Source organism: Acidovorax sp. BoFeN1, assembly GCF_003345135.1.
Lineage (GTDB): Bacteria > Pseudomonadota > Gammaproteobacteria > Burkholderiales > Burkholderiaceae_C > Acidovorax > Acidovorax defluvii.
Window position 1 is genome coordinate 15,709 of sequence record NZ_QOZT01000002.1, and the last position, 11,357, is coordinate 27,065.

Annotated in this window: 9 protein-coding genes; 2 read left to right on the top strand and 7 right to left on the bottom strand. The window is 64.9% G+C overall.

The window, feature by feature from the left end; all coding sequences use genetic code 11:
- Positions 1-81: 81 nt before the first annotated feature.
- Both DTW89_RS00595 and DTW89_RS00600 read right to left on the bottom strand, forming a co-directional pair.
- The gene (locus tag DTW89_RS00595) at positions 82-2,622 is read right to left on the bottom strand and encodes a penicillin acylase family protein (protein ID WP_114654542.1); all 2,541 of its coding nucleotides are present in this window, start codon (positions 2,620-2,622) and stop codon (positions 82-84) included.
- Positions 2,623-2,723: 101 nt separating this feature from the next.
- Positions 2,724-3,653 carry an FHA domain-containing protein gene (locus DTW89_RS00600; RefSeq protein WP_024815283.1) on the bottom strand — a complete coding sequence of 310 codons (930 nt, stop codon included), beginning with the start codon at positions 3,651-3,653 and terminating at the stop codon, positions 2,724-2,726.
- Positions 3,654-3,928: 275 nt separating this feature from the next.
- On the opposite strand from DTW89_RS00600, the gene DTW89_RS00605 reads away from it, so the two are divergent.
- A complete protein-coding gene (locus tag DTW89_RS00605) occupies positions 3,929-4,276 on the top strand; it encodes a hypothetical protein (protein ID WP_111868112.1) in 348 nt (115 codons plus the stop codon).
- Positions 4,277-4,398: 122 nt separating this feature from the next.
- Here the strand turns inward: DTW89_RS00605 and DTW89_RS00610 are convergent, their stop codons facing one another.
- From DTW89_RS00610 to DTW89_RS00630, 5 genes are all read right to left on the bottom strand, one after another.
- Positions 4,399-5,376, bottom strand: a complete 978-nt coding sequence (locus tag DTW89_RS00610; protein ID WP_111868111.1) for an LD-carboxypeptidase — start codon at positions 5,374-5,376, stop codon at positions 4,399-4,401.
- Between the two features lie 65 nt (positions 5,377-5,441).
- Positions 5,442-6,833 (bottom strand): tRNA adenosine(34) deaminase TadA, encoded by a 1,392-nt coding sequence (gene tadA / locus DTW89_RS00615; RefSeq protein ID WP_114654498.1) that lies wholly within the window; start codon positions 6,831-6,833, stop codon positions 5,442-5,444.
- Between the two features lie 64 nt (positions 6,834-6,897).
- The gene (locus DTW89_RS00620; protein ID WP_114654499.1) at positions 6,898-7,149 is read right to left on the bottom strand and encodes a hypothetical protein; all 252 of its coding nucleotides are present in this window, start codon (positions 7,147-7,149) and stop codon (positions 6,898-6,900) included.
- 1 nt (position 7,150) lies between these two features.
- On the bottom strand, positions 7,151-7,792 hold the full coding sequence (locus DTW89_RS00625) for an FMN-binding negative transcriptional regulator (protein ID WP_114654500.1): 642 nt from the start codon (positions 7,790-7,792) through the stop codon (positions 7,151-7,153).
- A gap of 114 nt (positions 7,793-7,906) precedes the next feature.
- Positions 7,907-9,055: a branched-chain amino acid ABC transporter substrate-binding protein gene (locus DTW89_RS00630; protein WP_442858079.1), complete on the bottom strand. Its 1,149-nt coding sequence runs from the start codon at positions 9,053-9,055 to the stop codon at positions 7,907-7,909.
- Between the two features lie 258 nt (positions 9,056-9,313).
- On the opposite strand from DTW89_RS00630, the gene DTW89_RS00635 reads away from it, so the two are divergent.
- Positions 9,314-11,317 (top strand): peptidase U32 family protein, encoded by a 2,004-nt coding sequence (locus DTW89_RS00635; protein WP_114654501.1) that lies wholly within the window; start codon positions 9,314-9,316, stop codon positions 11,315-11,317.
- Positions 11,318-11,357 lie beyond the last annotated feature (40 nt).

Here is an 11,357-nt window from a genome sequence, read left to right on the forward strand (position 1 = left end):
CATTTGCGCCCTTGGCTGGCCTGCGCTGTGCCTGGGCACCCTTTCACGTACTCGTCCTGCCTTTTTTCGAGGCAAGAGACGCTATGGCGCGGGCACCAGCCGAAAATCGTGCTGCATGCGTGCAGGCTGCCGTTGCAGGTTGCGGTAACCCGCCTGCGCCCAAGTGGCACGCATGTCACGGTAGCGTGGGGAGAACACCAGCCCGCTCTGGCCCGTCTGGTAGATGAAGCGTGAGTTTTCCAGGTCGGCCAGGTCGTACACCGCGCGCAGCGAAGCCGCATGGCGGTTCACGAAAGCGCCCCTGGCGTCACCCGCGTTGTACTGCCCCGCATTCACCGTGTAGGCATCGCCGGGCGAAGGCACGTTGACATCAAAGTAAGGTGCCAGCAGCGCCACGTTGCCGAAGGGGCGGTGGCTGCTGAGCGCAGGATGGGCATCGCCCCAGCGCCAGCGAGCCGGGTCGGGGCCATAGTCGGCCTGCAGGCGATCCAGTGCACGCACCAGCGCGGCTGCCGACTGGTCGGCACACGACAGCGGCTGGCACCACCAGGCGTCGTCGCGCTCCAGAATTCCTTCCAGGGCGGCGCGGTAGTCACGCTTGCCGTAGGTGGCCTTGAAGCGATCTTCCCCTATGTGGGGGGCAATCACGCCCCGTGCCAGCTCGTCCGTCCACGCGGCAAACACCAGCGGGGCGGCCCGGTGGGCATCCATGACGCCGTCAAAATCGTGCAGCAATGCCTGCACTTGTACCGCGAGCGGATGCTGTGGCGAGGCCTTGCGCACATGGGGCAGCAACCGCAGCGTGGCCAGCGACAAGACATCGGCCTGGATGGCCTGCATGCTGGCCCCATCGTGCCGGGGGGTCGCCTCGATCAGCTGGGCAATGCGGTCAAAACGGTATGGCAACGCCCAGTCTTGCGTGAGGTAATGCGGGTAGTCGGGCGCAGTGACGCGCTGGTTGGCGGTGGCCACCCAGCCCCTGCCGCCATCGTCCTGGGGCGCCTGGGCAGAGGGCAACCAGCCTTGCCAGTCGTAGCGCGCATCCCAGCCGGGCGACGGCGCCACGCCGCGAATGTCATTGTCCGCGTAGCGCAAAGGCACCTTGCCCATGGCCTTGAAGCGGATGCTGCCGTGCACATCGGCGGCCACCACGCTCTGCATGGGCGAGTGGTAGGGCTCCAGCGCCTCAAACAGCGCATCCACCGACTTTGCCTGGTTGGTCTGCAGCCCGGCAAGCACCGTCTGGTTGTCGGCATCCAGCGCACTCCAGCGCAGCGCCAGCACATATTTGCGCAGGTCCAGCACCTCGGCGTGCGGCTTTTGCACGTCGCTCAATACCGGGCCATGGCGGGTTGTGCGCAGCGGCAGCACCACATCGGGCTGGCCCTTGACGCGAATGGTCACGGTGCGCTGCGCAAAGGGCATCCAGCCCTCGGGCGTGCGGTACTGGCCGGGGTCGGCGGGGTTGATCTGCTCCAGATACAGGTCTTGCACATCCGGGCCGGTGTTGGTGAAACCCCAAACCACGCTGTCGGTGCGGCCCAGCACCACAAAGGGCAGCCCCGGCAAGGTGGCGCCGATGACATCCAGGGCACCAATGGGGGTGCCATCGGCAGCGGTGCCCGACGGCGCCTTGAGCCGCGCAAAATACCAGATGGCCGGCGCGCTCAGGCCCAAGTGGGGGTCGTTGGCAAGCAAGGGTTTGCCGCTGACCGTGCGCGAACCTGCCAGCACCCAGTTGTTGCTGCCCTTGCCTTCAGAGGTGCCGGCGTTGCGGGTGAGGTCTTGTGCCCAGGCCAGCATGCCCTGGCTGACCTGGCGCGAAAACACGCCCCCGGTCCCTTGCGGCGCGGCGCTTGTGGCCTCGGGCTTGCCGCCCAGGGTGTCGGTGGGGTTAGCTGGCGTTGCGGCATCCCGGTAGATGCCCAGTTGCCGGTACAAACTGGCCAGATCGGCCGACGCCGCAGGGGGCTCGCCCGGATAGGGCGGCATCAGCTGCCACAGGCGCCCGGTGTCCAACGTTCTGGCCACCGATAGGCGGGCAAACTCGTTGCCCCAGTTGCCGCCCAGGTCCAGCGCCATCATCAACGCCCAGCCCACGCTGTCTTCAGGCTGCCAGACAGCACCGGTGGCGCCGCCGGGCTTTACCCCCAGCACATGAAACTCGGGGGGCAATGCCTGCGGCAGGTTTTTGTGGAAGGCATGAATGCCCTGGCTGTAGACCTGCAGCGCCTCGCGGGCGTGGGCGGGCAGCCCGGCATATTGCCGGCGTGCATGGCCCATGATGTCGAGCGCACGCATGAGCTTGTCGGTCTCCAGCGTGGCAGGGCCAAAAACTTCGGACAACTCGCCATGCATGACCCGGCGGTTGAATTCGAGCTGCCAGGTGCGCTCTTGCGCGTGCACGTAACCCATGGCAAACCACGCATCCTGCGCAGACTGCGCCTGGATGTGCGTGACATCGGCTGAATCGCGCTGCACGCTGACGCCATGGCGCAACCCTTGTACCGCCAAGCGCCCATCCAGCGCCGGAAAAGCACGCTGCACATACACGGCCATGCCGCCCCCCGCCAGCAAGGCCCCTGCTACCAGTGCGACGAATGCGCGTTGTGCCCACACCATGGTGTATGTCTCCTCAAGCTTTTGTTGGAAATGGGCGCTGCCCTGGCCGGTGCGGTGTGACCCGACCCTTTGCCAGCGCATGGCGCGGGGCGCGCGGGCAATCAACCGAGGTGCGCGCAGCCTCCGGCCACCTGGAATTTGACGACGGGAGCACTCGAATCAGCAAACGAAACCCCCAGCGCCATCTCGCCGGTGCCATGCAGGTTGCAGGCATCGCGGCGCAGTTGCACGGGGACATCGCTGCCATCAAAGCGCACCCAGGTGCCAAAGCTGCTCATGTCGGTCAGCACAAAGCCGCTGCCGCGCCAATCGATGCGCGCGTGCAGCCGTGAAACGCGGGGGTCGTTGATGCACACGCGCGCATCGGTGGCGCGGCCAATGTGCACGGGTGCCTCGGCAGAGGTGAAGGACAGGTCGACGCCGTGCCACGAAAACTGGATCTGCCCCAGGACCGAGTCCACGGGTGCGAACTGGCTGACCAGCGCGGCCTGCATGGTCAACGAGTCGGGCTCTTCGTTTTCACGCCACTCCACCTGGTAGAGCATCAGTTTTTCGGATTTGCCGCGAATTCCCATCGTGCCCAGCTTGCGGTACCACACCGAGGGTGCGGCGCCCGACAGCAGCACCGCGGCTTCCGTGGCCCAGATTTCTGCGGGCCCGGCGCGCTCACACAATCGGGAAGCGACATTCACGGCATCGCCATAGCAATCTCCGTCCACATCCACCACATCGCCGCTGGCCACGCCCACGCGGATATTCATGCGCAGCGGCAGGGGCCATCGGCTCAGTCGTTCCTGGTGTCCGCGCAGCATGGCCGCAGCGGCCGAGACAGCGCTTGCCGCGTCTCCGAAAATTCCCAATACACCGTCGCCCAGATTCTTCACGATGCGGCCGCGATGGGCTTCGATGGTGCCGCCAATCCACTGGGTGACCTGGGTGACGGCCTCGGTGGCTCGTTCATTGCCAAGGGTTTCATACAACGACGCGCTGCCTGAAATATCCGCAAACACGACCGTCGACAGAACACTCATGAACTCACGCCCTTTATTGCCTTTATCCAGATCAGTTTAGTGCAAGCCCTGCTGCAGCGCACGCGCTAAATGACACGGTCGTTCGCAAAAATCCAACCATCGCCCGTCCAGCCTCTTGCGCCCCCCACCAAAACAGCCCCACCCCGTGTAAAGTGGAAAAAAGTGGCCGTGGCGTGTTGTCTTTCTGCAAAAAGAGGAGCACACCCCTTGCGCGCCGCCTTGCTCCCGCGTAACTTGGCCCGTCCTGCCACTCGCAGACAGCCTGCCATTTCTTCATGCGCTGGAACAAACCCAATCTTCGCAACAGTCTGCACGGCCTGCTGGGCCGCGATGCTCCTGCGTCGACTTCATGGGTGCGCAACCATGGTCTCGAAGAAGTTCGCTACGCGATGATCCAGTGCCTGGTGGGCCTCGGTGGCAGCGAAGTCGCCCGCATGAACATGCGCCTGCGCTACGCGAGCGATATCGAAGCGCTGTGGTACCTGCGCATGGATTTGCGCGCCATGCTGGTGCCGCTGCGGGGCGAGGCCGTCGCCAATGCCACGCTGACCCAATTGACACCGCTGTTTCAGGGGCAGTTGCCCCGCACGCTGGGTGGGGCATCCAGGCCCGCTAATCTTTAGAGCGGCTAACAAAACTCAGCGAAGCGGTTCTGGCTAGGCGCAGCGTCGCAGGCAGTGCGAGTAGTACGACAAGACGCTGCAACGACGCCAGAAGAGTTTTGTTAGCCGCTCTTAATCTGCCATCAGTGCTGGTGTCCCCAGTAGAGCAGCGCATCACGGTCTTCCACTGACAGCGACACCTTCGCCCCCACCGGCAGCAACACCTTGGTTTGCACATGCCCGAATGGCAGATTGGTAAGCACGGGCGCCTTGATCTGGGTGCGCAGCCAGTCCACCACGGATTGCAGCTTGAACCCCTTGTCGTGGGGCGCCAGCTTGTAGTTGGTGAACTGCCCCAGCACCACGGCCTTCTGCTGGGCCAGGATGCCCGCGTGCAGCAGTTGCGTGAGCATGCGCTCGATGCGGTAGGGGTGCTCGCCCACGTCTTCCACGAACAGGATGCCGCCACGCACCGTGGGCAGATACGGCGTGCCCACCAGTCCCGTCAGCACAGCCAGGTTACCGCCCCAAAGGGTGGCGTTCTTCACGTACATGTCGGCCACTGCCGGCTTGCCGTCGGCTTGCGGTTTTTCACGCGCCATGCGCCAGCCAGCGCCCTCGCCGTGGCCCGTCAGCAGGTCATCAAAGCAGGCCAGCATGATGTCGTCGGGCTCGCCCTCGACACCAAAGTCGCCGATCAACCCGGGGCCGGCCCAGGTCACCGCGCCCGTCTGCGCCAGCACGGCACTCTGGAACGCCGTGAAATCGCTCAGGCCCACAAACTTCATGCCGCCATCGATGGCCTTGGCCACGGCCTTGTAGCGGATGCCCGGGAGGATGCGCGTGAGGCCATAAGCCCCTCGCGTGATCAGCGCCACGTCGGCCCCGCTGGCCGCTGCGCGGTGAATGGCGGCAAGGCGCGTGGCGTCATCACCGGCAAAGCGCGTGTGCACGGCCTGGGCATCGGGGTCCACTTCCACCTCGTGGCCCATGGCCTTCAGGCGCGCAATGCCGCGCTTGAACGCGGCCTTGTCGCGGATGGCGCCAGCGGGCGAGTAGATGTAGATGTGTTGGGGGCCGTGGTCGTGTTCGCAGTGCGACGGGTCGTGGTGGTGGGGCAAAGCGTTCAGGCCAGGCAGCGGCCTGCTCCGTAAGAATGGGGGGCACAACCTGGCAGGCTGCGCAATCAGGGCCTGAAGTATTCCACAGCCTGCACGGCGAGGGCCTGGCCGTGCTCTGGCACAAAGTGCCCCGCCTGTGGCAAAACGATGGGCGGCGGGCAGCCCCGAATGTCGCGTTGCAGCGCCTGCATGGCGGGCATGCCCAGCACCGGGTCTTGCACGCCTACAGCCATCAGGCTGCGCCCCTGCCAGTCGTGTTGCCAGAAATCGCGTGCCGCCCGTGACACGGCCGCCCCCTCGGCGTCTGCCTGCCCGGGCACCAGCGCCGGAAACGCGCGCAATGCGGCGCGGTAGCCACGGTCGGGAAACGGCGCATCGTAGGCCGCGCATTCGCTGCTGGTCAGGTGCGGGTTGCCGCGCGCAAACAGGCGCGCCACGCTGTACAGCGGTTTTTTGGCACACATCTCGCGCCATTGCGCAAAGCCGGGCGGCAGCGGTGCATCGCCCGTGGCCAGCATGGTGTTCATGACCAGCAGGCCCGCAAAACGCCCGGGCATGTCCATGGGCAAGGTCAGGCCCAAAATCCCGCCCCAGTCCTGCACCACCAGCACCGTGTTGCGCAGATCCAGCCGGTCAACCAGCTCCAGCAGCACCTGGCGGTGCCATGCGAATTGGTGAAAACCATCTTTCTTGGGTTTGTCGCTTTTGCCAAAACCAATCAGGTCGGGCGCCACCACGCGGTCGCCCGCCGCCAGAAACACGGGCAGCACGTGGCGGTAGAGATAGCTCCAGCTCGGGTTGCCATGCAGGCACAGCCAGGTGCGCGGCGCCTGTTGCGGCCCCTCGTCCAGGTAGTGCATGCGCAGCCCCGCCAGGCTGGGCAGGTCGCTGATGTAATGCGGCGCCCAGGGGTAACCGGGCAGATCGGCAAAGACCGCATCGGGCGTGCGCAGGGCGTCATCGCGCAGCGGATGGCGCGCCAAGGCTTGGGCGCGTTGCTGGGTGCGCCGTTGACGAAAAAAAGTGCCTAGCAGCGCGCTGCACTCGTGCGCGAGCACCCCGCCCTGCACGTCAGTGTGGTGGTTCAGCTCGGCATGCCCAAACAGGTTGAGCACCGAGCCCGCGGCGCCCGTCTTGGGGTCTGGTGCGCCAAACACCACGCGCTGCACGCGCGCATGCAGCATGGCGCCGCTGCACATGGCGCAGGGCTCCAGCGTGACATAGAGCGTGCAGCCATCGAGCCGGTAGTTGCCCAGATGCTGCGCCGCTGCGCGCAGCGCCACGATTTCCGCGTGTGCGGTGGGGTCGTTCCCCAACACCGGTGCGTTGCGGCCCGTGGCAATCACCTGGCCATCCTTGACCACGACCGCCCCCACCGGCACTTCGCCCGCCAGCGCTGCGGCCTGTGCCTGGGCCAGCGCCTGGCGCATCCAGTGCGCGTCTTGCTCCAATTGCATTGCTATATATTTAATAGCTGTTAGCGCTCTATCCATAAGCGCTACAGGCCATTTTGTTCAATATTTACTTGGAATCATCGGGCATGGGCCGGGCTTGCTGCATCAGGCCTTCCATCTGCTGCTTGACCTGCTGCTGCACCTGCTGGCTTTGCTCGCGCACAGTGCCCGTCGGCGCCGGGGTGCCAGCGCCGCTTGACGCGGCAGGCGGTTGCAACGAAGGCACCGGCGTGCGGGTGGACCCCAGTTGCTTCTTGGCCAGAACACCCACAATGGCCAGCGCCACCACCAGGCCCACCAATCCAAATACTCCACGCATGTCAGACCTCCGGGTTGTTTGCAGACTCGGGCACCATGCCCAGCCGTTCCATCCATTGCGCCAGCGCCTGGGCATCGGGATCGCCTTGCCGGTACTGTGCGTACATGGCGGCATGGGATTCACGCCGGTGCTGGTTGAGCTTGAGCTTGCACTGCAGCTCCACCACCTCCAGCTCAAACGCCACGATGCCCGCCAGCATCTTGTGCGCAAACGCTTCGCCCAGGCCGCGCCACTGCGCCGCATAGGGCGGCTCGTGGTCGCCAATCAGCTGCTTGAGCAGCGCATCCTTGGCGGCAGGTTCCTCAATCAGACGGGCCTGCACGCGGCAGTGAACGGCCAGATAGTTCCAGGTGGGCACCCGGGCCAGATCCGGATACACCGACGGCGAAAGGTAGGCCTGCGGCCCCATGAAAGTAACCAGCGCCTCGCGCCGCGCCTGCAGATAGCGCCAGTGCGGGTTGGGCCGGGCGCAATGGCCCAGCAGCACCAGCGTGTCGCCCCGCTCCTGCGCATGCAGCGGCAGGTGGGTGACGAAGGGAAACCCTTCATCGTCGGTGGATACCAGGCTGGCCAGCGGGTGCTCGCGCATCAGGGCGCGGGCATGGGCCGGGTCGTGTGAATGAAACTGGGGCGGCAGATACATGGGCCCCACTGTAGTGGCAAATCCGTGGTTTTTGCCGCAAGGGCCCCCCGTTCACCCGCACGCCCCGGGCAGGGCCCGGCCCGCGCCGCGATGCCCTGCTGTATCCAGCCTGTATCAGTTCAGCGGAACGCGGGTGCCATCCTTGTAGGTATAAAGCGTGACAGCAGGCGCCGCCAGCTCACCCTTGGCAATGAAGCTGATGTTGGCCGTCACACCCTTGTACTGGGTCTTGCTCAGGAAAGGGCCGAAGACCAGCGGGTCCACCGAGTTGGCGCGCTTCATGGCATCCACCAGCACCATGGCGGCGTCGTAGGCATAGGGGCTGTAGATCTGGAACTGGCCGGGGAACTTGGCGTCGTAACGCTTCTTCCAATCGGCGCCGCCCTGCATCTTGTCCACCGATGCGCCACCGGTGGCACAGGTCACATTCTTGACAGCTGGCGACTTGCCGGCCAACTCGGGCAGCTTGGGCGTGCACAGGGCATCACCGCCGAAATACTTCACGTCGCCCTGGCCCAGTTGCTCCATCTGGCGCAGCATGGGGCCCGCCTGTGCATCGAGGCCGCCGTAAAAGATGGCGTCGGGCTTCTTGTTCTTGATGGCCGTGAGAATGGCCATGAAGTCCGTGGCCTTGTCGTTGGTGAACTCCTCCGCCACCACCTTCAGGCCCTTTTGCAGCGCCGTGGCCTTGAACACCGAGGCCACGCCCTGGCCGTAGGCCGTGCGGTCGTCAATGATGGCCACGCTCTTGAGTTTGAGGGCATCTGCCGCAAACAGGGCCAGCGCCGCGCCCAGGGCGTTGTCGTTGGCGATAAGGCGGAACGACGTCTTGTAGCCGGGCTTGGTCAGGTCGGGGTTGGAAGCCGATGCCGTGATGTGTGGCAGATCACACTTGTCATAGATCGACGATGCGGGAATGGACGTGCCCGACTGCAGGTGGCCCACTACACCGGCCACCTTCTGGTCGCACAACTTTTGTGCCACGGCGGTGGCCTGGCGCGGGTCACCGGCGTCGTCCTCGGCGGCGATCACGAACTTGATCTTTTTGCCACCAATGACCAGGTTCTGCGTGTTCAGGTCGTCCACCGCCATGCGCACACCGTTTTCGGTGTCTTTGCCGATGTGGGCAATGCCACCCGATATGGGGCCAGCGTGGCCGATCTTGACGGTTTGCACGTCCTGGGCCAGCGTGGCGCCACAGGCCACGGCGAGGGCGGCAGCGGCCGTCCATTGCAGGGAAAAACGCAGGCGGTAAGCAGACATCACGGCTCCATTTCCATCAATATTGAAGAAAAACAGCACCCCACAGGGGCGCAAAACCCCGCATCGTACGCCCGTGTCTGGCCGCAGCCACAGCATGGGCAAACAAGCATGGATTTTTCTGGTGAATTAATTTCGCTTATGGATTTGTCGGTTGCAAAGGGCTCACCTGCAGCGTCTGTCGCCGTCACGGCCAGCAGTACCTCAAGCCTGTGCGTGCCGGCCGCCACGCCCGGCAACCGGCGCTGGGATAATTGCCCCATGTCTTTGCTGCCCCACCAGATCGAACTGCTCTCCCCCGCCCGCGACGCCGACATCGGCATCGAGGCCGTCAACCACGGCGCCGATGCCGTGTACATCGGTGGCCCCGCCTTTGGCGCCCGTGCCGGCGCGGGCAATGACATCCGCGATCTGGAGCGCCTGATTGCACACGCGCACCGCTTTAACACCCGCATTTTCATCACGCTCAACACCATCTTGCGCGATGATGAGCTGGAGGCAGCGCGCCGCATGGCCTGGCAGGTGTACGAGGCGGGTGCCGATGCGCTCATCATCCAGGACATGGGCCTCCTGGAGATCGACCTGCCCCCCATCCAGCTGCACGCCAGCACCCAGACCGACATTCGCACACCCGAAAAAGCGCGTTTTCTGCAGGACGCAGGCCTGTCGCAAATCGTGCTGGCGCGCGAACTCACGGTGCAGCAGATTGCCGCCGTGCACAAGGCGCTGGGCCCGGTCGATGCCCCCGGCCGCGCCAACATCGAGTTCTTCATCCACGGTGCGCTGTGTGTGGCCTACAGCGGCCAGTGCAACATCAGCCACGCGCAAACGGGCCGCAGTGCCAACCGGGGCGATTGCAGCCAGGCCTGCCGCCTGCCCTACCAGGTGACCGACGCGCAAGGCCGCTTCATCGCGCACGACAAGCATGTGCTGAGCATGAAAGACAACAACCAGAGCGACAACCTGCGCGCGCTCATCGACGCGGGCGTGCGCAGCTTCAAGATCGAGGGGCGCTACAAGGACATGGGCTACGTGAAGAACATCACCGCCCACTACCGCACGCTGCTGGACGAAATCATCGAGGAACGCGAGGCCTCGGGCCACCCACTGTCGCGCTCGTCCAGCGGGAACACCACCTTCACGTTCACGCCCGACCCGCTGCAAAACTTCAACCGCGAGTTCACCGACTACTTTGTGAACGGCCGCAAGGACGACATCGGCGCCTTTGACACCCCCAAAAACCCCGGCCAGGCCATTGGCTGGGTCACCAAGGTGGGCCCCGACTTTGTGGAGCTGGAAGTGAGCAACCCCGCCACCATCCTGCACAACGGCGACGGCCTGTGCTACTACGACCTGCACAAGGAGCTGGTGGGCATGGCCATCAACCGGGCCGAGCCGGCCTCGCCGCGCAGCACCACGCAGTGGCGCGTGTTTCCCAAAGACCCGATGGACGGCTTCAAAGACCTGCGCAAGGGCACCGAGATCAACCGCAACCGCGACATGGACTGGGTGCGCGTGCTCGACAAAAAATCGAGCGACCGGCGCATCGGCCTGTGGGTGCAGCTGGCTGAGCAACCCGGCGGCCTGACCCTCACGCTGACCGACGAAGACGGCTACACGGGCAGCGCGCGCATTCAGCACGCCCACCAAAGCGCCACCGATGCCGCCTGGGCCGAAGCCAGCCTGCGCGAACAGCTGGGCCGGTTTGGTGCCACGATTTTTGCAGTCAACGACACTGCCCTGCAGCTCTCGCAGCCCTGGTTTGTGCCCGCCTCGGCGCTCAATGCCTTGCGCCGCGAGGCGCTCAGCGACCTGGAGGCATCGCGCAGCAAGGGCTTTGTACGCTTGCCGCGCGCCGCCCCGGTGGAGCCGCCCGCGCCCTACCCCGAAGACACGCTGAGCTTTCTGGGCAACGTGTTCAACCACAAGGCACACGATTTTTACGTGCGCCATGGTGTAAAGGTGATCGCTGCGGCCTACGAGGCGCATGAGGAGGAAGGCGAGGTCAGCCTCATGATCACCAAGCACTGCGTGCGCTATTCGATGAGCCTTTGCCCCAAGCAGGCCAAGGGCGTCACGGGCGTGCAGGGCACCATTCGGGCCGAGCCCTTGCAACTGATCAATGGCAAGGAAAAGCTCACTTTGCGCTTCGATTGCAAGCCTTGCGAGATGCATGTCATGGGCAAGATCAAGCGCGCCGTGCTCCAGCAAGTGCCCGAAGCGCCGGTTGCCTTCTACAAGACCAGGCCCCACAAGGCTCCCTGACGACCGTGACCGCGCGATAGCTGAATGGGCCATGCGGGTC

Coding starts and splice junctions, on each gene's coding strand:
- DTW89_RS00595 (WP_114654542.1), bottom strand. CDS start 2,622: ATGGTGTGGGCACAACGCGCATTCGTCGCACTGGTAGCAGGGGCCTTG.
- DTW89_RS00600 (WP_024815283.1), bottom strand. CDS start 3,653: ATGAGTGTTCTGTCGACGGTCGTGTTTGCGGATATTTCAGGCAGCGCG.
- DTW89_RS00605 (WP_111868112.1), top strand. CDS start 3,929: ATGCGCTGGAACAAACCCAATCTTCGCAACAGTCTGCACGGCCTGCTG.
- tadA (WP_114654498.1), bottom strand. CDS start 6,833: ATGCAATTGGAGCAAGACGCGCACTGGATGCGCCAGGCGCTGGCCCAG.
- DTW89_RS00620 (WP_114654499.1), bottom strand. CDS start 7,149: ATGCGTGGAGTATTTGGATTGGTGGGCCTGGTGGTGGCGCTGGCCATT.
- DTW89_RS00625 (WP_114654500.1), bottom strand. CDS start 7,792: ATGTATCTGCCGCCCCAGTTTCATTCACACGACCCGGCCCATGCCCGC.
- DTW89_RS00630 (WP_442858079.1), bottom strand. CDS start 9,055: ATGTCTGCTTACCGCCTGCGTTTTTCCCTGCAATGGACGGCCGCTGCC.
- DTW89_RS00635 (WP_114654501.1), top strand. CDS start 9,314: ATGTCTTTGCTGCCCCACCAGATCGAACTGCTCTCCCCCGCCCGCGAC.